The sequence below is a fragment of the Nocardiopsis eucommiae genome (assembly GCF_965344335.1).
In the GTDB taxonomy this organism is placed as follows: domain Bacteria; phylum Actinomycetota; class Actinomycetes; order Streptosporangiales; family Streptosporangiaceae; genus Nocardiopsis; species Nocardiopsis eucommiae.
The window spans coordinates 1-22,450 of sequence record NZ_CBDRIY010000045.1; the positions used below are offsets into that span (position 1 = coordinate 1).

A 22,450-nucleotide genomic window follows, 5' to 3' on the forward strand; every position below is an offset into this window, starting at 1 on the left:
GGGGGGGGGGGGGGGGGGGGGGGGGAGGGGGGAGGGAGGGGGGGGGGGGGGGGGGGGGGGGGGGGGGTGTTTTGTGGGGGGGGGGGGGGGGGGGCTCCCCCCCCCCCCCCCCCCCGCTCCGCGTTTTCTCAGGACACCACTCGGGTAAACACGTAGGACATGAAAGCCCAGCCCTCGTGTCCACGTTGCGGACGCGCCGTACAACCCCCGGGGTTGTGGACCAGCGCGTGGAGGTGTGACGCCCACGGGGCGGTCGCACCCCTCCAGGGCGTACGGGCACCCGGCCCCGCCGTACTCGACACCCTCCTCGCACAGGCCGGGGTCCCCGTGTGGGTCCCGTGGCCGTTGCCGACCGGTTGGGTGGTCACCGGGTTCGCGGAGGTCGGTGACGAACGCAGCGGCGCGCTGGCGGTGGCCGTGGCCCTGTCCGGCCCCAACCCGCTCGGCGGCGTGGGTGAGGCGGTGATCGTCGCCGAGGACCCGGGGATCGGCCTGGGCGCGCGCATCGCCGGTCTGGAGGGGCCCGACCCCGGACAGGGCTTCGACTCCGGCCCGCCCGACGCCAAGGTGCGCTTCGACGGGCACGAGGTGGCACTGTGGAACCTCGACGTGGGGCGCGACCGTGCCGCCTACGCCGGTGAGGCGCTCTCCCACTGGCTGTGGCTGGTCTTCGCCTCCGCCGACACCGGGTTGCTGATGTGCGAGGTCAGCTCCCTGCGCGACCTGCGCGACCTCCGGGACGGCGGCGTCGCCCTGGAACCGCCGTTCGGGGCGCCCAGCCCGTTCCTCAGCCGAATCCTGAGGGCCGAGGGCGAACAGGACTGACCGGCCCCGGGCCCCCGTACCGAGCGGGAACGCCCGCGCTTACGTACAATCGCCCGGTGACACGTATCGACCTGCACTCCCACAGCTCGGTCTCCGACGGGACCGACGCCCCAGCCGAGGTCATCGCGTACGCGGTCGCCGCCGGACTCGACGTACTCGCTCTGACCGACCACGACACGGTCGGCGGGATCGCGGAGGCGGCGGAGCACCTGCCGTCCGGGTTCACCCTGGTCCCCGGGATGGAACTGTCCTGCGCCCACGAGGGTTCCAGTGTCCACCTGGTCTCCTACCTGTTCGATCCGGACTCCTCCGGTCTGGCCGCCGAACTCCGCCGTGTCCGGTCGGACCGGGCCTCCCGCGCCGAGGAGATGGTGGCAAAACTCCAGGAGCACGGTGTGGACGTGACCTGGGAGCGGGTGCTGGAGATCGCCGGGGCGGGCGTCGCGGAGTACGCCGACGCCAACACCATCGGCCGCCCCCACCTGGCCCGCGCGGTGGTGGAGGCGGGCGCGGCCCGCGACGTGCAGGACGCCTTCGACAAGTGGATCGGTTCGGGCGGCCCCGCCTACGCGTCCCGGTACGCGATCGACCCCGTCCGCGCCGTCGAGCTGGTCCGGGAGGCGGGCGGGGTCTGCTCGCTGGCCCACCCGGGCAGGGCCGAGGGCGCCACCAACGGCGCGGTGCCGGTGGAGCTGGCCGAGCGCATGGCAGCGGCCGGGCTGGGCGGGATCGAGGCCGATCACCCCTCGCACAACCGGACCCAGCGCAAGTTCTGGCGGGGCGTCGCCGCGGACCTGGGCGTGGTGGTGACCGGGTCCAGTGACGACCACGGATCCCTGACCGGGCGCCGTCTGGGCTGCCGCACCACGGCCCCGGAGGCGTTCGAGGAGCTCACCGCCCCGGCGACCGGGGTGCCGCTGATCGTGGGGTGACCTGCCGCCGGGGCCGGGTCTTCGGTACGGTACGGACCACTGCGCGGGGACGCGAGAATGGTCGCAGCGTTGTAGCACTTACCCCTGGATGAGAGGTCTGTAGCCGTGTTCTGGAAGCGGAAGCCGAAGAAGCAGGACGGCCAGGAGGCCACCGATTCCGCTGCGGAGGTCGCGGAGGACACCACCGAGGAGACCGAGGACGACGCGGTCGCGTCCAAGGACGCCGAGGCGGTGGAGAAGGACGTCACGGTCAAGGACGAGGCCGACGCCAAGGACGTCCCGGCCGACTCCGAGTCGGAGAAGGCCGACTCCGAGGACTCCGAGCCGGAGAAGGCTGACGCCGAGAGGTCCGTGGACGCGGACGCCAGGTCCGACGAGGCCGGTGGCTCCGAGGCCGACGCGGACCGGGACGACGCCAAGGCGGAGGACGGGACCGACGCCGAGGGCTCCGCGTCCGACTCCGACACCGAGTCCGCCGACGCGTCCGAGGACGAGGACGACGTGGTGGAGGTCGGAGTCACCGGCCCCGACTCCGACGGCATCACCCGTGTCCGCACCGCCGGGACCTTCGAGTTCGACGGCGAGAAGTACGACATCATCAGCAACACGTGGATCATCGAGGCCGACAAGGACGGAGTCGTGATCATCGACCCCGCCCACGACGCCGAGGCGATCATGAAGGCCGTCGGTGACCGCGAGGTCTACCTGGTGGCCTGCACCAACGGCTACAGCCCCCACATCAAGTCGGCCCTGGCCATCGCCCAGGAGACCGAGGCCGACATCGCCCTGCACCCCCGCGAGATGCGCGCCTGGCGCCGCCTCCACGGCGCGGAGCACCGCCCCGAGATCGACGTCGAGGGCGAGGGCGCCCTGGACATCGGAGACCTGCACATCGACGTCCTGGCCCTGCCCGGCACCACGAACGGTTCCGTCGGCTACTACGTGAGCCAGCTCGGCGCCGTGTTCAGCGGTGACACCCTCCGCAAGGGGGAGCCCGGCATGGTCGGCAACACCTACATCGACTACACGACCCAGCTCGCCTCCATCGGAGAGGGCCTGCTCTCCCTGCCGCCGGACACCCGCGTCCTCCCGGACCGCGGCCCGTCCACCACGGTCGAGGCCGAGGGCCGCAACTTCGACTCCTGGGTCTGATCCCTCCGGACCACGCACGGCCGGGTGACCGCTCCTCACAGGGGCGGCCACCCGGCCGTTTCCTTCCGGGCACACCGGTCGGGCGGACGCGGTCTCAGCGTCGGCCGACGGACTCGGTCTCGTTCCAGAAGCCCGTGAGCGCGCTCGACGTGGTCTCGGGGGCCTCCACGTTGGGGGAGTGGCCCGCACCGGGGACCACCAGCCGACGCGCGCCCAGGCGCTCGGCCATGCCGTCCTGCTCGGCCAGCGGCCAGGCGTCGTCGTTCTCGCCGTAGAGGACCAGGGCGGGAAGGTCGACTTCGGCCAGCTCGTCGATCCGGTCCCGGGCGCCCAGCAGGTCCTCGGCCATCCGGATGAAGGCCAGGGCGCTCGTGTTCAGGAACCGCTCGCGCAGGAAGTCCACGACCTCGGGCTTGACGGTGCGGGCGCGTGCCTCGGCGGCGAAGCGCTCGTCCCACAGCGTCAGGAGCCGTTCCGGGGACGGGTCCATCGACAGCGCGGCGATGAGGTTGCGTGCCCGGTCGGCGGCGGGGCCGCTCAGGGCGCCGGGGCCGGAGCACATCAGGGTGAGGGAGGCCAGCGGCGCGAGTTCGGTCAGCGCCGCCTCCTGGCAGACCAGACCGCCGAAGGAGTGCCCCACCAGGTGCACGGGGCCGCCGTCACCGACGACGTCGAGGACCTCGCCCACCACCGCGCCCAGGGAGGACAGGCGGTAGTCGGGCGGCTCGACCCCGGGCGGCGGGGTGAGGGTCTCGGGGCCGGGCGAACGGTACGTGCCGGGCAGGTCGATCGCGACCACCTCCCGCCCGGCCTGGGCCAGGCTCTGGAGGAGGGCGATGAAGTCCTCCTTGCTGCCGGTGAAACCGTGCACCAGGACAGCGGGGGCGAGGACGGTGCCGCCGGAGGTGGGCTGGGCCCGGAGTGCGGCCACCGGACCGTACGAAAGACGCAGGTCCGTGCGCCGCACACCCGGCGGCGGATCGAGGAACTCAGGTGTACTCACGTCGGGCCACCCTAGACGATGGGACTACCGGTCCGGGGCTACCCGACGCGGATTCGACCGTTCTCGGATCAGGTGATTCAGGTTGGTTCAGGTGTTCTCGGGGTCGCGGCGCACGGCGCCACGGGTACGACGACGGCGGCGGACCCGACGGGCCCCGTCACCCTCACCGGACTGCTCCGGGCCGCTGGCGGGGGCCTCCGCCCTGACCGTGGCCTTCACCGCGGCCTTCTCCGTCGTGCCCTCGGAGCGACCGACGTTCTCACCGCTGCGGGTGCGTCGGCGCGAACGGCTCCGGTCGCGGTCACGGGAGCCCTTGCGGCCTCCCTGCTCACCGCGCTCACCGCGCTCCTTGCGGTCCCCACGGCCCTTGCGGCCACCCCGGTCGCCGCCGCGCGGCTGCCCGGTGTCACCGATGTCCTCGACCTCCTCGGCCTCCAGACCGGCGTGCTCCCCGCGCTTGTCCATGGCCAGCTTGCCCTTGGTCCCCTTGGGGATGCGCAGCGCCTCGAAGAAGTGCGGCGAGGTGGAGTAGGTCTCCTCGGGCTCGTGGAAGTCGAGGTCGAGCGCGCCGTTGATCAGCTTCCAGCGCGGCATCTCCTGCCAGTCCACGAACGTGACGGCGGTACCGGTACGCCCAGCGCGGCCGGTGCGGCCGATGCGGTGCGTGTAGGTCTTCTCGTCCTCGGGCGTCTCGTAGTTGACCACGTGGGTCACGTCGTCGACGTCCAGTCCGCGGGCGGCCACGTCGGTGGCGACCAGGATGTTGATCTTGCCGTTGCGGAAGGCCCGCAGGGCGCGTTCGCGCTGGCTCTGGCCGAGGTCGCCGTGGACGGCCGCGGCGGCGAAGCCACGGTCCTTGAGCTCACCGGCGACCCGGTCGCAGGCCCGCTTGGTCTGGCAGAACACCATGCTCTGTCCGTGCTCCTCGGACTGGAGGAGACGGGCCAGCATCTCGGGCTTGTCCATCTGGTGGGTGCGGAACGCGTGCTGGGCGATCCGCTTGGTGATGGCCGAACCGTCGATCTCGTTGTCGTCACCGGCCCGCACGTGGGTGGGCTGGCGCAGGTAGTTCCGGGAGAGAGTGACGATCTCGCTCGGCATGGTGGCCGAGAAGAGCATCACCTGGCGCTCGGTCGGGATCTTCTTGAGGATGCGCTCGATGTCCGGGAGGAAACCGAGGTCGAGCATCTTGTCGGCCTCGTCCAGGACCACCGCCGCGACCTCGTCCAGACGCAGGTGCTTCTGGTTCTCCAGGTCGAGCAGACGGCCCGGGGTGCCGACGACGACGTCGACGCCCTCCTTGAGCCCGTTGATCTGCGGCTCGTAGGAGCGACCGCCGTAGACGGTCAGGATGCGTCCGCCGCTGCGCTTGCTCGCGGTGGTGAGGTCGGCGGCCACCTGGATGGCCAGCTCACGGGTGGGGACGACGACCAGGGCGCGGGGCCGCTTGGAGGTGCCCGGCTTGGCCTGCGCGCGCTGGAGCAGGGGAAGACCGAAGGCGAGGGTCTTGCCGGTACCGGTGCGCGCCTGGCCGATGATGTCGCTGCCGTTCAGCGCGATCGGCAGGGCCAGCTCCTGGATGGGGAACGGGGATATGATCCCCTCCGCCTCCAGGGCGTCCGCGATCTCCGGGCTCACGCCCAGGTCGCGGAAGGTGGTCGTGGGTGTCGTTGATTCTTCTGTGCTGCTCAGGGCTCAGGCCTCCATCTAGGCGGGCCGCAGCGTTGTTCGTGGCCGCGGCGGGGTGCGGTCGCGGGCGGCTTCTGACCGCCGCGGAGGGCGCGGCTCACCGGTTCCCGCTTCGGCGAGGGAGACCCGGTGGCGCTGCCGACTGGACCCGCGCGGCCCGGGGGGTTCCCTGGTCACGATGTCTCGGTTCCATCCGCTGGATTGTCGTGTGCGGTGCGTAGCTGGGCGCGTGGGCCGTTGCTCCCTCACGCCGCACTGCTCGTGAGGACACGTTGTGGTGTCCGGCTGACACGTCGCTGGGCGCCCGCGTCCGCGGCGCCGGAAGGCGCGCGGGAGGGCCCGCGTCGCGGGGGTGCGGGACGCGGCGCCGCGATCGTGCGCGCCGGTCATCACGCTGAGTCTAGCTGCTGGTTAGCCCGGTGCACATAGCTGGTCACTGTGCTGTGGACCCCGTCGTGTAGCCGGGCTCCGACGGCCGAGACCGTACCCGCTCCCAGCCGGTGCAACCGTTCCCAGGAGGCGTTTAGTCCCCGATTGGGTGGCGGAGGGGCCGAGCGATACCCTGGCGGGCATGACCCAAGGCTCCTCTGCGCAACCCGGCGTGATCGATCTGCTCGGCCTGCTCGCCTACGCCGAGCTCGGTTCCTTCTTCCGTCTGGCCGACGACGCCGGTCTCGCGCCCTCGCTGCGGACCAAGGGTCAGCTGGCCGGTCTGGCCGCCACCGAACAACAGCACTACCAGGCGCTCCACCGGCGCCTGGCGGAGCTCGGGGTGGACCCCGAGGAGGCCATGGCCCCGTTCGTGCGGCCGCTGGACGGCTGGCACGAGCGCACCGAACCGCAGAGCTGGCTGGAGAGCCTGGTCAAGACCTACGTCGGTGACGGCATCGCGGGCGACTTCTACCGCAGGGTCGCCGAACTGGCCGACGCCGACACCCGCGCCCTCGTCGAGGACGTGCTCGCCGAGACCGAGCGGGCCGAGTTCGTCGCCGAGCAGGTGCGCGCCGCCCTGGTGGAGGACCCCAGGCTGGCCGGACGCCTGTCCCTGTGGGCCCGTCGTCTGGTCGGGGAGGCGCTGAGCCAGGCGCAGGCGGTGGCCGTGGACCGGCCGCAGCTGGCCGCGCTGCTGGCGCGCGACCCGAAGGTCGCCGAGCGGGAGGAGAGAACGGGTGACTCGGGCCTGGGCGACCTCGCCGCCGTCAGCCGGATGTTCGCCTCGCTCACGGAGGGGCACGCGGCGCGACTCTCCGCCATGGGCCTGGCCGAATAGGCGCGCGGATCGCCCGTCCGGTCGTGGTTTCGGCCTTCTCGGGGCTTTGACCGGGACTTGGTCCCACTTGGTCAAGCGCGGGTAATTTCCAACACATTCGTTACGATCCATTGGTCCGGCGCACATAGAGTCGATGGAGTTTCCCGTCTCCTGACCACGCGAGTAGGTACTTCCATGCCCCGTGGGACCTCCGTGCGCCACCCGCTGGCCGGACTCACCCGTGACTTCCACAAGATCGGCCCCCTCGACGCGCCGGTGCCGCCCTGGATGAGCGCTGAGCTGGACCAGCACGCCGCACAGGTGTGCGAGGGCATCGTCTCCGGCGGCGCCGAACTCACCGCCAACACGCTCGGAACGTACCTCCACGGATTCCTCGACGGCTGCCTCGAGCGCGGCTGGGACTCCGAGGACGCCAGCTATGACTGGGAGACACTCCGCATTCTCGCGATCTGCCGACTGGCGAAGGACCGTGGTTTCGTCCGCTAGGTTGGTGACGTCCGCAGGCGGGTGTGATCTGCGACGCGATTCCTCTCGCTGTCATCGCCCTTCTGGTTCTCCGGCGGAAGCCGCCGCTTGGGCGTACGCTGAATTGACACCGGTGAACCACGACGGCCCCCGACCCGGATCGGCGCTCCGCGCCGGTTCCAGTGGCCTGCGGAATGCAACGTGGCATTCTCGGTGTTCCAGGGGCGAGGCGGTACCCGGGCACCGTGACCGGCGGAGCGGCCCGAAGAGCCGCGAGAAAGGAAAGCGAATGAGGAGCGGTCGGCATGGGGCGGCGCGCCCACCGGTCGGCGTCCTGATCCAACAGGATCGCGTCGACTTCGCGCTTTTCGCACTGATCTTCGTCGTCGCACTCGTGTCGATGGTGTTCACCGGGCCTGGAAGCGTCGTCTTCTGGCTGGCGTTCCTACCGATGATCGCCACGGGCGTGCTGGCGTTCCGACGTATCGAGAGTCTGTCCCGGCAGGAGCTGCGGGACTCCGAGTTCCTGTGACGGAGCGCCGCACCGGCGGCGTACACGCGACGAGGGCGAGGCCGTTGGCCCCGCCCTCTCCTGATGCTCCGTGCCCTCGCGGCTACGAGGTGGGCTCACCACCCCTCCCGCGCTGTCCCGGAAGGCTGGAGGCCTCCTCCTTGGAGCCCTGGTCCGCGGTGGCGCCCGGACGGCCCATGGCCGCCTCGCGCCCCGCCTCGTAGCTGCTCGCGCCGCCACTCACACGGGCGGTCTCGCGCTCGGCCGCCTCCAGCCAGTTCGTCCAGCGGGACTGCATCGGCCGGATGAGTCCGCCGCCGACGCCGACCACCAGGATGCCGCCCACGGTGGCGAGCACCGCGACCAGCACCGGCAGGGTGACGGTCGTGGCCACGCCCATCTGGTTCAGCGCGGCGATGACACCGAGGGCCAGCACGGCCACGGCGGCGACGTTGGCCAGGAAGCGGCCGTAGGACAGCGCTCCCAGAGCACCGGTGATCAGGTCCCGGACGGCCTTGGCGATCATGCCCGCCACCACGACGATCACCAGCGCCACGATGCCGTGCGGAATCCAGGCGATGACGTCGTTGAGCAGCGTGCTGATCGGGTTCGGCCCGAAGACGTTGAACGCGAGCGTCAGCACGAACAACAGGCCGACGTAGTAGATGATCTTCCCGCCCAGCTCGCTGGCGGTCCAGCGGCTGCGCTCGAAGTACTCGCCCACGCCTCCGCGGTGCAGTGCGCGGTCCAGACCGACGCTGTGCAGGCCCTTGGCGACGCCCTTCCCCACGAACCAGGCGATGATCCAGCCCAGTACCAGGATCACCAGGAAGCCCAGCAGCAACGGCACGAAGCCCGCCACCGTCTGCCAGGCGTCCATCAGGCCCTGACCGATGTCCATACGTCCTCACCCCCGAATCGCTGGTTCCGCCCGGTTGACCAGTTGCCGGTGCCGGGCGGATACGGCGAAGAGAAGCGCGTTACTTCTCAGTTCCGCGATACCCGTCGCAAGATAATTGAACCGTTCCGAATGCCGGTGTCGAGTTGATTGCCCAGACTTGACACAGGAATGGCTATTCTGTGGTTCTTTTTGGGTTGGATATTCGGGACAATACGCGACGAGAATTGCGGGAGAAGGAAAACGGCCCCCGGAACACGACCGTGTTCCGGGGGCCGCGACGTGTGCGGCCGGGGGTCAGTCCCCGGTCTCGTCCTCGTCCGCGGGCCGGGTGAGGTCCCATCCGCTGATCCCGCGCCAGGCCAGCCGGGCCACCAGCTGCTCGGCGGCGTCCTTGGGGACCGCGCCGTTCCTGTTCAGCCAGTAGCGGGCACTGGTCTCGGCCATGCCGACGAGCGCGATGCTCAGCAGGTGCGCCTCGTCGTCGGAGATGCTCGTGTCCTGGCGGATGACCTTGCCGATGAGTTCCGCGCAGCGCTGGAACGTGTGCTCGCTCTTCTCCCGGACGGCCGGGAGGTTGCGCAGGTCGGACTCGAAGACCAGCCGGAACGCCTCTCCGTCGCCCGCGACGAAGTCGAAGTAGGCCTGGAAGCTGGCGGTGACGCGCTGACGGTTGTCGTCGGTGCTCTCCAGCGCCTCCCGCTGCTTCTCGACCAAGGCCTCGGAGTGTTCCTCCAGAAGGGCCAGGTAGAGCTCCAGCTTCCCAGGGAAGTGCTGGTACAGGACCGGCTTGCTGACTCCCGCGCGGTCCGCGATCTCGTCCATCGCCGCGGCGTGGTACCCGCGGGCGACGAAGACCTCCTGAGCCGCTGCCAGGAGTTGGCGGCGGCGCCGGACCCGGGGCAGACGCGTGCCCCGGGCGCGGGCGTCTGATGGAGCTGTCACACCCACACCCTCCGAACTCGGCATTGCAGATGCACGCCGTTGACCGGACATCTGCGTGGCTGACGCTGTCGGACCCGGCCTCGGCTCTGTGACGCGGCCCGCAGCTCTTTTCGCCCATCCTACTCCGGCGTAGGTTCGGTGTGGGCAGTGAGGACGGAGGGACGCCCGTGGTCAGCGGCGCTCGTCCTCGTCCTGTCCGGCCTCGCGGACCTGCTCGATCACGTCGGCCTCGTCCGCCTGGTCGAAGCTCTCCTCCGAGGCCCGTTCGGTCCAGTCCTCGCGCGGTTCGCCTTCGTCAGCCCGTGTGCGCTGCTCGGCCGCGTCGGCCTCCGGCACGGCCGAGGCGGGGTCCTCCTCCACGGGGGCGGTGCGTCGGTTCCCACTGTCAGTTGCCACCGGGTCCTCCCAACATCGTCGCGGAGCGTACGAGTGACACTACCCGCGCCGGGTGCCAGGGCAAGGGGAGCCGCGCGGCCGACCGTCGCGCACCACGTGGAATGAACACCCGGGCCGTGGTGGTTGAGGGAGGTCAGGAAGCGACGAGTACCACCCCTCCCCGGGGTGGGAATGGAATACCCCACCCGTTAGGTTGGGTATAACTGCAAGCAGCTCCGCGCACCGCTCCCCAGGTGGACGCGGGGCGATCCGAACAGTCATGAGGAGTCACCGTGTCGCTGCCGCCGCTGGTCGAACCAGCCGCCGAGCTGACCGTGGACGAGGTGCGCCGCTACTCGCGCCACCTGATCATCCCCGACGTGGGCATGGACGGCCAGAAGCGCCTGAAGAACGCCAAGGTGCTGGTCGTCGGCGCGGGCGGCCTCGGTTCCCCGGCCCTGCTCTACCTGGCCGCCGCCGGCGTGGGCACGCTCGGCATCATCGACTTCGACGTCGTCGACGAGTCGAACCTCCAGCGCCAGATCATCCACGGGCAGAGCGACGTCGGCCGTCCGAAGGCCGAGTCCGCCCGGGACAGCATCAAGGACGTGAACCCCAACGTCGAGGTCATCCTGCACCAGGACCGCCTGGAGTCCGACAACGCGTTGGACATCCTGGCACCGTACGACCTGATCCTGGACGGCACGGACAACTTCGCCACCCGTTACCTGGTCAACGACGCCGCCGTCATCCTGAACAAGCCCTACGTGTGGGGTTCGATCTACCGGTTCGACGGTCAGGTCAGCGTCTTCTGGAACGAGTACGGGCCGCAGTACCGCGACCTCTACCCCGAGCCCCCGCCGCCCGGCATGGTCCCCTCCTGCGCCGAGGGCGGCGTGCTGGGCGTGCTCTGCGCGTCCATCGGCTCGGTGATGGTCAACGAGGCGATCAAGCTCATCACGGGCATCGGTGACCCGCTGGTCGGCCGTCTGCTCATCTTCGACGCCCTGGAGATGACCTGGCGTGAGGTCAAGGTCCGCAAGGACCCGGACACCGAGCCGGTCACGGAGCTCATCGACTACGAGGCCTTCTGTGGCGCGGTGTCCGAGGAGGCCACCCAGGCCGCCTCCGGCTCCACCATCACCGCTCCGGAGCTCAAGGAGCTGCTGGACAACAAGCCCGACGAGATCTTCCTCGTGGACGTGCGCGAGAAGAACGAGTACGAGATCGTCAGCATCCCGGGCGCCACGCTCATCCCCAAGGGCGAGTTCCTCAACGGCAAGGCCTTCGAGCGCCTGCCGCAGGACAAGCGCGTGGTCCTGCACTGCAAGTCCGGCGTGCGCTCCGCCGAGGCCCTGGCCGCAGTCCAGGCCGCCGGGTTCTCCGACGCCGTGCACGTGGGCGGCGGCGTCCTGGCCTGGATCAACCAGGTAGACCCGAGCCTGCCCGAGTACTAGCGAGCCGGCCCGCACTGCGGGCCGCGAGCGCCTCCCGCGGACGGCGCCGGGTGTTCCCGGCGCCGTCCGCCGCGTTCCGGGGTGGAGTTTTCCGAGGTCCTCGCCCCTATCGAGGTGGACAAGTGGGTACGAAACACCCACGGGGTGCGGTACCGACCTCCGGTGCGGGCCCCTGCCGCGAGGAGGTGGCGTGATGCGTGAGAAGGGACGCTGGGCGGACGTGGCCACGGTCGTCGTCGGACTGGCCGTGGGGCTGAGCTGGATCGTGCACGGGTTGTACGGCTTCTCCGGAGCCACGTTCCTCCTGGTGGGGCTGGCCGTCATCGTCATGGGCGTGATGTCCCTGACCCGCCCCGGCGCGCTGGTGACCGAACTCGCCGTGACGGCCGCCGGTGTGCTGCTGTTCGTCCTGCCCTGGGTGCTGGGCTACGCGCACGTCCTGCCCGCCGCGGTGACGGCGTGGGTCGGTGGTGTGGTCATCGCCGCCCTGGGCGTGAACGGGCTGGTCCAGGCCCGCGCGGCGCGCAGGCGCGATCCCGAACTGGCCTGGGGCAACCACATGAACGTGGTGCCCGAGTAGCCGGGGGAGCGTGAGCGGCCGGAGAAGGTTAAGTGTCGGCGGGGGTGGATAGGCTCGGCGCATGGTCGATCCCCACCCCCGAGAACCCGGCGAGGACGCGTCGGAGCCCGTCGACGAGTACACCGAGGAGGTCCTCTCGGTGGTCGAACGGATCCCGCCGGGCCGGGTCATGAGTTACGGCGACATCGCCGAGTACGTCGGCCAGGGCGGCCCACGGCAGGTGGGGTCGGTGATGTCCCGCTGGGGCGGGGCGGTGCCCTGGTGGCGGGTGGTGCGCTCGGACGGGCGCCCCGCCGAGGGGCACCTCGTACGTGCTCGATCCCACTACGCGGCGGAGGCCACCCCGATGCGTCCGAGCGGCGACCGGGTGGACATGCGGGAAGCCCGATGGGACGGGGGAAGCGGAGCCTGACGGGGATACCGGGCGCCGTCGCGGCGTCCGCGATGGTCGTCGACCTCTGGTGAACTGGAGGCGTGAACACATCCCCGTACCGTCTTGTGCGGCGCGCCCACCAGGTGCTGCCGCCTCCGGTGCTGGACGAGAACCAGCAGCGCGTGGTCGACCACCCGGGCGGCCCGCTCCTGGTCCTGGCGGGCCCCGGGACCGGCAAGACCACCACCATCGTCGAGGCCGTGGTGGACCGTATCGACAACCGGGGCGTGGACCCCTCCCGGATCCTGGTGCTCACCTTCAGCCGCAAGGCCGCCCAGGAGCTGCGCGAGCGCATCACCGCCCGACTGCGGCGCACCACCCGCGAGCCCCTGGCGCTCACCTTCCACAGCTACGCCTACGCCCTGATCCGCCGCGAGTTCCAGCGGATGGGCGACGCGCCGCCCCGGCTGCTGTCCGGGCCCGAGCAGCTCATGGAAGTACGTGAGCTGCTGAAGTGGGAGTTCGAGGACGGTGCGCGGGCGTGGCCCGAGCGGCTGCGCCCGGCCCTGGAGACACGCGGCTTCGCGGAGGAGCTGCGCGACTTCCTCATGCGCGCCCAGGAGCGCGGCCTCGGCCCCGCCGAGCTGGCCCGCGCCGCGGCCGAGCGCGACCGCGACGACTGGACCGCCGCCGCGGGGTTCCTCTCCCGGATGAACGGCCGGTTCGACATCGCGCCGGTCCCCACCCTCAACTACGCCGAGCTCGTGCGGGTGGCCGCGAACATGCTCTCCGACCCCGAGGTGCAGGAGCGCGAGCGCGCCGCCCACGAGGTGGTCTTCGTCGACGAGTACCAGGACACCGACCCCGCCCAGGAGGAGCTGCTGCGCGCCCTGGCCGGGGACGGCCGCGACCTCGTCGCGGTGGGCGACCCGGACCAGTCCATCTACGGTTTCCGTGGCGCCGAGGTGGACAACATCCTCGACTTCCCGCGCCGCTTCCCCACGCTGCGGCGCACCGACGCCCCGGTCGTGGCGCTGCGCACCTGCCGTCGCAGCGGCGCCACCCTGCTCGCGGCCTCACGGGGCCTCACCCGCCGCCTTCCCGCCGTGGCCTCCGCCCGGGGCCGGGTCAACTCCCACCGCGACCTCCTCCCGGCCGAGGGCGTCCCGGACGGCGAGGTGCAGGTCCTGATGGCGGACAGTTCCACGCAGGAGGCCGCGGTCATCGCGGACACGCTGCGCCGCGCCCACCTGGTGGACGGGGTGCCGTGGTCGGACATGGCCGTGCTGGTGCGCTCCTCCAGCCGCCAGCTCCCGGTGCTGCGGCGCGCGCTCGCCGCCGCCTCCGTGCCGGTGGTCGTGGGCTCCGACGACCTCCCGGTGGCGGCCGAGCCGATCGTCCGCCCCCTGCTCGGCCTGATCCGCTACGGCCTGCGCCCGGAGGAGCTGGACGACGACGCCGCCCGCGAGCTCCTGATGAGCCCCTTCGGGGAGGCGGACTCGGTGCGGCTGCGCCGACTGGTGCGCGCCCTGCGCCGCCTGGACCTGGACCGGGTCCGCGACGGTGGTGCCCCCGGGACGCCCGAGCCCGCAGGGGAGGGTGTGCCCACCGGGGAAGGAGTGCTTGCCGGGGAGGACGTAGCCGCTGGGGCTACTGGGACGGCCTGGATCGACGGGTCTGCCGTTGACACAGGGACCCCTGGGGACGTTGGGCCCGTTGTTGAGGGCCTGCCCGCTGGGGGTGCTGGGCCAAACGTGGCTATCGGGTCCGATGGGTCCGCTGGAGACACTGAGCCTGTTGGGGGTGCTGGGTCACCCGTGGCTAACGGGTCCGACGGGGCGTCAGGTGCCACCGAGAGTGCCGAAGAGCCTCGGGAGACCGGATACCGGCCCTCCTCACGGCTCCTCGTGGACGCCCTGCGCGACCCCGGTGAACTCACCCTGGTGGACCCGACCGTGGCCGCCCCGGCCCTGCGCGTGGCCAACGCCCTGCGCACCGTCAGGGAGCTGACCGCCAAGGGGGCCGACGCCGAACAGGTCCTCTGGGAGCTGTGGCGGGACAGCGGCCTCGCGGACCGCTTCATGCGCGCCAGCCTGGCCGGGGGCCGACGGGGCGCCGCCGCCGACCGCGACCTCGACGCCGTGGTGGCGCTCTTCGAGAGCGCCGCCCGCTACTGCGACCGTCTGCCCCCGGGCACCCCGGACGGGTTCCTGGAGGACCTGGCAGCCCAGGAGATCCCCGGCGACAGCCTCGCCGAGCGCGCCCCCGAGGGCGAGGCGGTGCGCATCCTCACCGCCCACCGCTCCAAGGGCCTGGAGTGGGGGCTGGTGGTCGTGGCCGGGGCCCAGGAGGGCGAGTGGCCGGACCTGCGGCTGCGCGGATCCCTGCTCGGCGTGGAGGAGTTGGTGGACTCCGGCAGCCACTCCGCCGACTCCTTCGGCGCCGCCCTGGCCTCCAAGCTCCTGGACGAGGAGCGCCGCCTGTTCTACGTGGCCCTCACCCGGGCCCGCCGCTCCCTGCACGTCACCTGCGTGGGCGGCGAGGACTCCGACGAACGCCCCTCCCGCTTCCTCAACGAGATGGGCCTGGGCGACCCGGAGCCGGTCAGCACCGGCCGTCGCTGGCTCTCCCTGCCCGCGCTCGTCGCGGACCTGCGCTCGGTGGTGACCGACCCCGAGGCGCCGGACCCCCTGCGCACCGCCGCGGCCGGGCATCTGGCCCGCCTGGCCGAGGAGGGCGTCCGGGGCGCCGACCCGGCGGAGTGGTACGCGCTCACCCCCTTCTCCGACGCCCGGCCCCTCTCCGACCCCGAGGACACCATCCGGGTGTCCCCCTCCCAGGTGGAGAGCTTCACCAACTGTCAGCTGCGGTGGCTCCTGGAGCGCGCCGCCGGGGCGTCCTCCGGCGACTCCGCCTCCGCGCTCGGCACCGTCGTGCACGCCGTCGCCGTCCTGGTGGCGGAGGGCGGCACCGCCGAGGAGGTCGGCGCCCGGATGGACGAGATCTGGGCCGACCTCGACTTCGGCGGCCCCTGGCAGTCCGACAAGCAGCGCGACCGCGCCGACGAGATGGTCCGCAAGTTCATCACCTGGGACGCCGCCAACGACCGCGAACTCGTCGTCACCGAGGAGGGCTTCAAGGTGGACGTGGGCGGGATCGAGATCACCGGCCGCGTGGACCGCCTCGAACGCGACTCCGAGGGCCGCGCCGTGGTCGTGGACATCAAGACCGGCGGCACCAAGGCCGACGACCTGGCCCGCCATCCCCAGCTCGGCGTCTACCAGATGGCCGTGCTCAGGGGCGCCTTCGCCAAGCTCGGCCTGGCCGAACCCGGCGGTGCCACCCTCGTCCAGGTCGGCAAGGCCGCACTCAGCAAGAAGGCGCGAGAACAGGTCCAGCCCCCGCTGGGCGAGGACCCCGACCCCGGATGGGCGGGGACCCTCGTCCGCGAGGTCGCCACCGGCATGGGCGGAGCCCGTTTCGCCGCCACCCGCAACACCGGGTGCAACGCGTGCGCCGTGCGCGCCTGCTGCCCGGTCCAGGACGAGGGCAGACATGTCTGAACCCATCCCCGCCCCCTCCGCCCCCGGTTCCCCCGATCCCCACAGGCCCCGCTTCAGCCCCGCCGAACTGGCCCGGCTCCTCAAGCGCCCCGAACCCACCGCCGAGCAGGCCCAGGTCATCTCGGCGCCGCTGGAGCCCGGAGTGGTGATCGCCGGTGCGGGATCGGGCAAGAGTGAGACCATGGCGGCCCGTGTCGTGTGGCTGGTCGCCAACGGCCACGTGCGCCCCGAGCAGGTCCTCGGGCTGACCTTCACCCGCAAGGCCACCGCCGAGCTGGCCGAGCGCGTGCGCAAGCGCCTGGAGCAGCTGCGCGCCACCGAGCAGTTCCCGGACGAACTGCTGGACGGTGAGCCCACCGTCTCCACCTACAACTCCTACGCCGGGCGCATCGTCGCCGACCACGCCCTGCGCGAGGCGGTCGAACCCACGTCGCGCCTGCTCAGCGAGGGTCAGGCCTGGCAGCTGGCCGCCCGGGTCGTCGGTGAGTACGACGGCCCCATGGAGCACGTGAACGTCGGCGCGGACACCGTCACCCGCAGGGTCCTCGACCTGTCCGGGCAGATCTCCGACCACCTCACCACCACCGACCAGGTGCGCGGCGTCGGCCGGTGGATCCAGGCGGGGGTGGACGCGATGTCGCGCAAGCCCACCCAGCCCACCCGGGACCTGGTGGACACCCAGCGCCGCCGCGAACAGCTGCTCCCGCTGGTGGACCGCTACAACCACGCCAAGCACGCCCGCGAGGCCATGGACTTCGGTGACCAGATGGCGCTGGCCGCGCGCATCGCCCAGAACCACGCCGAGGTCGGTCTGATCGAGCGCGGCCGGTTCCGCGTGGTGCTCCTGGACGAGTACCAGGACACCAGCCACGCCCAGCTCGTGCTGCTGCGGGCGCTGTTCGGCGAGGGGCACGCGGTGACCGCCGTGGGAGACCCCTGCCAGTCCATCTACGGATGGCGGGGAGCGATCGCCGCCAACCTCACCAGCTTCCCCACCGACTTCCCGGTCGCGCCCGGACGCCCCGCCCCCGTCCGCCGCCTCACCTTCAGCTTCCGCAACGGAGAACGGGTCCTGCGGGTGGCCGAACGCATCTCCGAACCGCTGCGCGCCGAGGCCGCCGAGGTCCCGGTGCTGCACCCCAGCCAGGCACGGCAGGGGCGCGGCACGGCACGCGCGGGGCTGTTCGCCACGGAGACCGAGGAGGCCGAGTGGATCGCCGACCACGTACGGGACCTGCTCGGAGCCGACGCCGAGCGGCCCGGTGGCCAGGTGTTCGCGCCCGACGGGCTGGTGTGGCCCGAGAGCGAGTCCGGCGGAGACCCCGACGGCGGTGTCAGCCCCGGCGACGTCGCGGTGCTGTGCCGCAAGAGGTCCCAGTTCCCGCCGCTGCGCGACGCCCTGGAGGCGCGCGGCATCCCCGTGGAGGTGGTCGGACTGGGCGGGCTCATGCTCGTGCCCGAGGTCCGCGACATCATCGCCACCCTGCGCGTGGTGCACGACGCCTCCGCGGGGAACGAGCTGGCCCGCCTGCTCACCGGCCCGCGCTGGCGGTTGGGCCCCCGCGACCTCGCCGCTCTGGGCTCCCGTGCCACGGAGCTGGCCCGGCACACCCGCCGCGACCTCACCGGTCCGGCGGCCGAGGAGGGCGCGCACGAGGAGTCGGAGGACCTCCTGCGCCGCACCGTCCTGGACCTGACCGCGGAGAGCGGCAGCCTCGTGGACGCCGTGGACGACCCCGGGCCCGCCGAGAACTACTCGGAGACCGCCCACGAGCGCCTCGGCCGTCTCGCGGAGGAGCTGCGCACCCTGCGCAGACTCGTGGGCCAGCCGCTGCCGGACCTCATCACCGAGATCGAGCGGATGCTGGGCCTGGACATCGAGGTGGGCGCGCGCACCAACCGCGACCCCCTCTCGGCCCGCGCCGACCTGGACGCCTTCGTCGACCACGCCGTCCGTTTCGTCGGCAACTCCGAGGACCCCACCCTGGGGAGCTTCCTCGGCTACCTGAACGCGGCCGAAGAGAACGAGAGCGCGCTCAGCCCAGGGGAGCGGGTGGGCGGCTCGGACAGCGTGAAGCTCATGACCATGCACGGCGCCAAGGGCCTGGAGTGGCCCGTGGTGATCGTGCCCGGGGTGAGCGCGGGCGCCCGCGCCCCGCTGTTCCCCGCCAAGGCGCGCGACTCCCTGGCCTGGGTGAAGGCCGATCACATGCTGCCGTACCCGCTGCGCGGCGACCGCTCCAGCCTGCCCACGCTGCGCGGGGTGGAGAAGGAGGACATCGCCGCGTTCAAGGAGGCGGAGGAAGCCCGCCACCTGATGGAGGAACGACGCCTGGCGTACGTGGCGGTCACCCGGGCCTCCTACGAGCTGGTGTGCACCGGGCACTGGTGGGGGCGGACCGGAAGCACCCCGCGCGGGCCCTCGGAGTTTTTGGAGGAGATCCGGGAGGCCTGCGAGCGGGGCGCCGGGGGAGTGGTGCGCTGGGACCCGCCGCCGGACCCGGAGGACACCAACCCGCACGACGAGGAGGAGTCCTCGGCGGTGTGGCCCCCCGAGGACGTGCCCGCCGTCTCGGGTTCCGCCGAGCCCGCCGCGACGCCGCTGCCGGTCCCGACCGTGCCGGAGCCCGTGCCCGACTTCGAGTTCGGGCCGGAACCGGACTTCGAGTACGAGCCGGAGTACGATCCCGAGTTCGACGACGTGCCGGAGCCCGACTTCGACGCGGCCGTCGACGCCGTGCCCGAGCTTGCTCCCGCTTCCGACCCGGCCCCGGACGCGGACCCGGCCCCGGACGCGGACCCGGGCGCGGCACCGGGCGCGGCACCGGAGCCCGACGCGAATGCGGAGCGGCCCCCCGCCGACTCCCGCCGGGCCCAGGTCCTGGCCGGTGCCGACCTGGTCGAGCGGGCCCGCGCGCGTCTGCGCGAGGGGAAGCCGACCGGACCGAGCAAGACCCCGGAGGGCCTGCGCCGCAGGCTCCAGGGCTGGGAACGCGACACCGAGCTGCTGCTCGCCCACCGCGACCGGGCCGCCGTCGGGCCGGGGGACGGGCCGGTGCAGGTGGAACTGCCCGACCACCTCTCCGTGTCCTCCATGGTCTGGCTGGCGCGCGACCCCTCGGCGCTGGCCCGGCAGATCCGCCGCCCCCTGCCACGGCCGCCCGCGCCGCACACACGCCGGGGCACGGCCTTCCACACGTGGTTGGAGCGGCGGTTCGGCCACAACGCCACGTTGCTCGACGAGCTGCCGGGGGCCGCCGACGAGACCGCCGGTGAGGACGAGGACCTGGCCGAACTCCAGCGCAGGTTCGAGGAGAGCGAGTGGGGCGCGCGGATTCCGGCCGAGGTCGAGGTGCCGTTCGAGACGGTCATCGGTGACCGGCTGATCCGGGGACGCATGGACGCGGTGTTCCATGACGCCGACACCGGCCGGTACGACGTCGTGGACTGGAAGACCGGGCGGCCGCCGGGGAACGACGTGGAGCGCAGGGCCGTCGGCGTGCAGCTGGCCGCCTACCGCCTGGCCTGGGCCGACCTGGCCGGGGTGGAGCTGGAGGAGGTCCGCGCCGCGTTCCACTACGTGCGGGCCGGGGAGACCGTGCGCCCCGCCGACCTGCTGGACGCGGACGGGTTGGCCGCCCTGATCACCACCATCCCCGAACCCGACTGAGGACCGGGGAGCCGGGCCGACGGCCGGGCCCGGCGTGGGCTGGTCGTGGTGGGCGCGGCCGGGGCGTGTCAGTTCCCGCCCGGCCCGTTCTCGGGCGTGGTCAGCGGACCCTGCTGGTCGCGTTCGTGGAAGGCGTCCGGCGCGGCCCAGCTCGCGAGGAGCCTGAGCCGTTCCTCGTCCGAGGTGCCCGGCTCGGCGGTGTACAGGGAGAGGTCGTGCACCGCCCTCGGGGACGTGGGCAGGTCCAGGGACCGGAAGGTCAGCTCCAGGTCGCCCGCCTGTGGGTGGTGGAGGCGCTTGACCCCGCCGTGCAGGATGCGCACGTCGTGCGAGGCCCACAGCGTACGGAACTCGTCGCTGAGAGTGGACAGCTCACCGATGAGTTCCCGCAGCCCCTGGTCGTGGGGCTCACGTCCGGCCTCGGCGCGCAGCAGCGCCACGGTCATCGCCGCCCCCGCCCTCCAGTCGACGAGGAAGTCACGGGAGGCCGGGTCGAGGAAGTGGTAGCGGGCGAAGTTGGCCCGCCCGTGGGCGGCCGTCGTCGGGCTGTCGAACATCGGCGCGTACAACGCCCTCGCCAGGGCGTTGGTCGCGACCACGTCCAGTCGGCCGTTGCGCACGAACGCCGCCGACATCGTGATGGAGTCCAGCATCCACTGGACCGGCGGGGCGAGCGCGACCTCACGGCGGCGGGTGGCCCTGCGGTGCGCCGGGCGCGCGGCGCGGGCCAGGTCGAACAGGTGGGTGCGCTCCTCCTCGTCCAGACGCAGCGCGTGGGCGACGGCGTCGAGAACCTCCTCGGACACGCCCGCGATGTGCCCCTTCTCCAGCCGGGTGTACCACTCGATGCTCACCCCGGCCAGGACGGCGACCTCCTCGCGGCGCAGCCCCGGGACCCGGCGGCGCGAGCCCGGAGGGAGCCCGACCTGTTCCGGGGACAGCTTGGCCCGTCGGCTGGCGAGAAAGCCCCTGATGTCCGCGCGGTTGTCCATGCCGTTCACGATAGGCGCAGGTGAGCGTGTCAGGGGGGTTGAGGTTGTACCCCCACTGACACGACCTTCTCCGTGACGGCCGAGACGGGTGGAGTGGGGGTGACAGCGAGAGCACCACCGAAAGAGACCGATCATGCGCGCCACACTCATGTACCAAGCAGGAGACGTTCGGGTCGAGAACGTGCCCGACTCCCGGATCAAGCACCCCACCGACGCCCTGGTCCGTATCACCGCCTCCTGCGTCTGCGGCAGTGACCTGCATCCGTACCACTCCATGTCCGCCGCCGAGGGCCCCGCCCGGATGGGGCACGAACTCATCGGCGTCGTGGAGGACACCGGGTCCGAGGTCACCACGCTCACCAGGGGAGACCTGGTCGTCTCGCCGTTCGCGATCTCCGACAACACGTGCGCGTTCTGCCGGGAGAACCTCCAGACCTCCTGCGCCCACCACGAGGCCGGGTTCTGGGACGGCATCGCGGACGAGGGCGGCCAGGCCGAGGCGGTCCGTGTGCCGCTGGCCGACGGCACCCTGGTGAAGCTGCCGGTCGCGCCCGACTCGGCGCTCATCCCCTCCCTGCTCACCCTGGCCGACGTACTCGGCACCGGCTACCACGCGGCCAGGGCCGCGCACGTGGCTCCTGGTCAGAGCGTCACCGTGATCGGAGACGGCGCGGTGGGCCTGATGGCCGTGCTCTCGGCCAAGCGCCTGGGGGCCGAGCAGATCGTGCTCATGGGCCGCCACACCGACCGCACCGACCTGGGGCGGGAGTTCGGCGCCACCGATGTCGTCGCCGAGCGCGGTGAGGAGGGTATCGCCCGGGTCCGCGAGCTCACCGGCGGCCACGGATCGCATGCCGTCCTCGAAGCGGTCGGACACATGCCCGCCTACGAACAGGCCGTCGGCGTCGTCCGCCCCGGCGGCGTGGTCAGCCGCGTGGGCGTCCCGCAGTACGAGCAGGCACCCGTCGGCTTCGCCAGCCTGTTCCGGCACAACATCCGCCTGGCGGGCGGGCCCGCTCCCGTGCGCGCCTACATCGAGGAGCTGCTGCCCGACATCCTGGACGGGACCATCGAGCCGGGCAGGGTCTTCGACGCCACCACCGACCTGGACGGCGTGCCCGCCGGCTACCGGGACATGGACGACCGCAGGAGCCTGAAGGTCCTCATCCGGCCCTGACCCCGGCCGCCGTGCCAGAGGGGTTCGCTTCCGTCGTGGTGGTGTGGGCGATCGTCGCATGGTCACCCGCACTACTGGGGTTGGCCCTGCTGGCCTGCTGACTTCTCTGTCCGCCTGGCGGAGGTGGAGAGACGGATTCGATGAGGGTCGGTGGGCCTCGAGCTCTGTGTGGAGCGTGTTTCGTGTCGCGGCCGGTCATTCGCCCGAACGGAACCGCGGCGGCGATGGTGGGTGGGTCCCCAGGTCTGTGCCGAGCGTGTTTCGTGTCGCGGCTGGTCGCTCAGGATGACGGAACTGCGGCGGCGATGGTGGGCGTGTACCCGAGCTCTGTGTGGAGCGTGTTTCGTGTCGCGGCTGGTCATTCGGGCTGACGGAACTGCGGCGGCGATGGTGGGTGGGTCCCCAGGTCTGTGCCGAGCGTGTTTCGTGTCGCGGCTGGTCGCTCAGGATGACGGAACTGCGGCGGCGAAGGTGGGAGTGTACCCGAGTCGGCGCTTCGGCCCCCTTGCCGTGAGTGGAGGTCGGGGCGGGGATGTGGGGTGTGGGCATGACGGGACTCCCTCTCGGCCAAGG

General features: G+C 72.0%; 18 protein-coding genes. 12 read left to right on the forward strand and 6 right to left on the reverse strand.

What is annotated here, in order from left to right:
• Positions 1-159: 159 nt before the first annotated feature.
• From ACRWK8_RS22955 to ACRWK8_RS22965, 3 genes are all read left to right on the forward strand, one after another.
• The gene (locus ACRWK8_RS22955) at positions 160-825 is read left to right on the forward strand and encodes a DUF6758 family protein (protein ID WP_378747881.1); all 666 of its coding nucleotides are present in this window, start codon (positions 160-162) and stop codon (positions 823-825) included.
• Positions 826-881: 56 nt separating this feature from the next.
• Positions 882-1,757 (forward strand): PHP domain-containing protein, encoded by an 876-nt coding sequence (locus ACRWK8_RS22960; protein ID WP_431872825.1) that lies wholly within the window; start codon positions 882-884, stop codon positions 1,755-1,757.
• Between the two features lie 105 nt (positions 1,758-1,862).
• Entirely contained in the window at positions 1,863-2,909 is a 1,047-nt protein-coding gene (locus tag ACRWK8_RS22965; protein WP_431872827.1) for an MBL fold metallo-hydrolase, read from the forward strand.
• 94 nt (positions 2,910-3,003) lie between these two features.
• Here the strand turns inward: ACRWK8_RS22965 and ACRWK8_RS22970 are convergent, their stop codons facing one another.
• Positions 3,004-3,912, reverse strand: coding sequence for an alpha/beta fold hydrolase (locus ACRWK8_RS22970; protein WP_378747897.1), 909 nt, complete (start codon positions 3,910-3,912; stop codon positions 3,004-3,006).
• An 87-nt stretch (positions 3,913-3,999) separates the two neighbouring features.
• Entirely contained in the window at positions 4,000-5,550 is a 1,551-nt protein-coding gene (locus tag ACRWK8_RS22975; protein WP_378747900.1) for a DEAD/DEAH box helicase, read from the reverse strand.
• Between the two features lie 622 nt (positions 5,551-6,172).
• Between ACRWK8_RS22975 and ACRWK8_RS22980 the strand changes: the two genes are divergently transcribed.
• The 3 genes from ACRWK8_RS22980 to ACRWK8_RS22990 all read left to right on the forward strand — a co-directional run bounded on the left by ACRWK8_RS22980 (position 6,173) and on the right by ACRWK8_RS22990 (position 7,868).
• Positions 6,173-6,871, forward strand: a complete 699-nt coding sequence (locus ACRWK8_RS22980; protein WP_378747904.1) for a ferritin-like fold-containing protein — start codon at positions 6,173-6,175, stop codon at positions 6,869-6,871.
• 174 nt (positions 6,872-7,045) lie between these two features.
• Entirely contained in the window at positions 7,046-7,357 is a 312-nt protein-coding gene (locus ACRWK8_RS22985) for a DUF6401 family natural product biosynthesis protein (protein WP_378747907.1), read from the forward strand.
• 268 nt (positions 7,358-7,625) lie between these two features.
• Positions 7,626-7,868: a hypothetical protein gene (locus ACRWK8_RS22990; protein WP_378747910.1), complete on the forward strand. Its 243-nt coding sequence runs from the start codon at positions 7,626-7,628 to the stop codon at positions 7,866-7,868.
• An 82-nt stretch (positions 7,869-7,950) separates the two neighbouring features.
• Here the strand turns inward: ACRWK8_RS22990 and ACRWK8_RS22995 are convergent, their stop codons facing one another.
• The 3 genes from ACRWK8_RS22995 to ACRWK8_RS23005 all read right to left on the reverse strand — a co-directional run bounded on the left by ACRWK8_RS22995 (position 7,951) and on the right by ACRWK8_RS23005 (position 10,086).
• Entirely contained in the window at positions 7,951-8,748 is a 798-nt protein-coding gene (locus ACRWK8_RS22995; protein ID WP_378747913.1) for a mechanosensitive ion channel family protein, read from the reverse strand.
• 294 nt (positions 8,749-9,042) lie between these two features.
• Positions 9,043-9,690 (reverse strand): TetR/AcrR family transcriptional regulator, encoded by a 648-nt coding sequence (locus ACRWK8_RS23000; protein WP_378747920.1) that lies wholly within the window; start codon positions 9,688-9,690, stop codon positions 9,043-9,045.
• Between the two features lie 171 nt (positions 9,691-9,861).
• Complete coding sequence (locus ACRWK8_RS23005; RefSeq protein WP_378747924.1) at positions 9,862-10,086, reverse strand: Rv3202a family protein; 225 nt, start codon at positions 10,084-10,086, stop codon at positions 9,862-9,864.
• A 272-nt stretch (positions 10,087-10,358) separates the two neighbouring features.
• Here ACRWK8_RS23005 and moeZ point away from each other — a divergent pair, with 272 nt between their 5' ends.
• The 5 genes from moeZ (at position 10,359) to ACRWK8_RS23030 (ending at position 19,708) form a co-directional block, all read left to right on the forward strand.
• A complete protein-coding gene (gene moeZ / locus ACRWK8_RS23010) occupies positions 10,359-11,522 on the forward strand; it encodes an adenylyltransferase/sulfurtransferase MoeZ (RefSeq protein ID WP_378747928.1) in 1,164 nt (387 codons plus the stop codon).
• Positions 11,523-11,715: 193 nt separating this feature from the next.
• The gene (locus ACRWK8_RS23015) at positions 11,716-12,102 is read left to right on the forward strand and encodes an SPW repeat domain-containing protein (protein ID WP_378747931.1); all 387 of its coding nucleotides are present in this window, start codon (positions 11,716-11,718) and stop codon (positions 12,100-12,102) included.
• Positions 12,103-12,163: 61 nt separating this feature from the next.
• A complete protein-coding gene (locus ACRWK8_RS23020; RefSeq protein WP_431872832.1) occupies positions 12,164-12,514 on the forward strand; it encodes an MGMT family protein in 351 nt (116 codons plus the stop codon).
• 86 nt (positions 12,515-12,600) lie between these two features.
• Positions 12,601-16,038 carry an ATP-dependent helicase gene (locus ACRWK8_RS23025; protein WP_431872857.1) on the forward strand — a complete coding sequence of 1,146 codons (3,438 nt, stop codon included), beginning with the start codon at positions 12,601-12,603 and terminating at the stop codon, positions 16,036-16,038.
• Entirely contained in the window at positions 16,031-19,708 is a 3,678-nt protein-coding gene (locus ACRWK8_RS23030) for an ATP-dependent helicase (protein ID WP_431872834.1), read from the forward strand. The genes ACRWK8_RS23025 and ACRWK8_RS23030 overlap by 8 nt, the downstream gene beginning before the upstream one ends.
• 68 nt (positions 19,709-19,776) lie before the next feature.
• Here the strand turns inward: ACRWK8_RS23030 and ACRWK8_RS23035 are convergent, their stop codons facing one another.
• A complete protein-coding gene (locus ACRWK8_RS23035; RefSeq protein WP_431872836.1) occupies positions 19,777-20,700 on the reverse strand; it encodes a helix-turn-helix transcriptional regulator in 924 nt (307 codons plus the stop codon).
• Positions 20,701-20,833: 133 nt separating this feature from the next.
• Between ACRWK8_RS23035 and ACRWK8_RS23040 the strand changes: the two genes are divergently transcribed.
• The gene (locus ACRWK8_RS23040; protein ID WP_431872838.1) at positions 20,834-21,877 is read left to right on the forward strand and encodes a zinc-binding dehydrogenase; all 1,044 of its coding nucleotides are present in this window, start codon (positions 20,834-20,836) and stop codon (positions 21,875-21,877) included.
• Positions 21,878-22,450 lie beyond the last annotated feature (573 nt).

Coding starts and splice junctions, on each gene's coding strand:
- ACRWK8_RS22955 (WP_378747881.1), top strand. CDS start 160: ATGAAAGCCCAGCCCTCGTGTCCACGTTGCGGACGCGCCGTACAACCC.
- ACRWK8_RS22980 (WP_378747904.1), top strand. CDS start 6,173: ATGACCCAAGGCTCCTCTGCGCAACCCGGCGTGATCGATCTGCTCGGC.
- ACRWK8_RS22985 (WP_378747907.1), top strand. CDS start 7,046: ATGCCCCGTGGGACCTCCGTGCGCCACCCGCTGGCCGGACTCACCCGT.
- ACRWK8_RS22990 (WP_378747910.1), top strand. CDS start 7,626: ATGAGGAGCGGTCGGCATGGGGCGGCGCGCCCACCGGTCGGCGTCCTG.
- ACRWK8_RS22995 (WP_378747913.1), bottom strand. CDS start 8,748: ATGGACATCGGTCAGGGCCTGATGGACGCCTGGCAGACGGTGGCGGGC.
- ACRWK8_RS23015 (WP_378747931.1), top strand. CDS start 11,716: ATGCGTGAGAAGGGACGCTGGGCGGACGTGGCCACGGTCGTCGTCGGA.
- ACRWK8_RS23020 (WP_431872832.1), top strand. CDS start 12,164: ATGGTCGATCCCCACCCCCGAGAACCCGGCGAGGACGCGTCGGAGCCC.
- ACRWK8_RS23030 (WP_431872834.1), top strand. CDS start 16,031: ATGTCTGAACCCATCCCCGCCCCCTCCGCCCCCGGTTCCCCCGATCCC.
- ACRWK8_RS23035 (WP_431872836.1), bottom strand. CDS start 20,700: ATGGACAACCGCGCGGACATCAGGGGCTTTCTCGCCAGCCGACGGGCC.
- ACRWK8_RS23040 (WP_431872838.1), top strand. CDS start 20,834: ATGCGCGCCACACTCATGTACCAAGCAGGAGACGTTCGGGTCGAGAAC.